This window comes from Anaerovibrio lipolyticus (genome assembly GCF_021531495.1).
Lineage (GTDB): Bacteria > Bacillota > Negativicutes > Selenomonadales > Selenomonadaceae > Anaerovibrio.
This window is the reverse complement of record NZ_JADYTY010000086.1, coordinates 1-532: the sequence shown is the minus strand read 5'-3', so window position 1 is coordinate 532 and position 532 is coordinate 1. Positions and strand designations below refer to the sequence as shown.

General features: G+C 38.0%; 1 protein-coding gene. It reads right to left on the bottom strand.

Annotation, left to right across the window (positions count from 1 at the left end):
- Nucleotides 1-31: 31 nt before the first annotated feature.
- Nucleotides 32-532, bottom strand: a 501-nt coding sequence (locus I6E26_RS11090) for a sugar transferase (protein ID WP_235321922.1), incomplete at its 5' end; no start/stop codon positions are given.

The following is a 532-nucleotide window of genomic DNA, read 5'->3' as shown; positions in this document are numbered from 1 at the left end:
CAATGTTGTTATTTTTTTCATAAACTCTCCCTCAATATGCTCCTTTGCCAAAAAGTACAATTTGCGCTGTTTTCAGCAAGCATTTTATATCAATCAAAATAGAACGGTTCTTTACATACCACTCATCCAGCTCCAATCTGCCAGCAAAATTCACATCACTTCTGCCGCTTACCTGCCAGATACCTGTAATTCCCGGCTGTACTTGACAAATGATATCCAAATAATCACCTATAATATCCTTTTCTCTAGGAAGATATGGCCTAGGTCCAACAAGACTCATATCCCCAAGTAACACATTAATAACCTGTGGCAATTCATCCAGACTTGTTTTGCGAATGAATCTTCCCACAGCTGTTACTCTAGGATCAAATCCCCGCAACTTTTGGAATTCTTCCCATTCTTGCCTTGCTTCATCATCTTGTTCTAGATATTCCTGCAAAATTCTATCCGAATCTGTATACATAGAACGAAATTTGTAACACAAAAAAGTTCTGCCTGACTTGCCTATACGATAGTCATTGAAAAATACCTT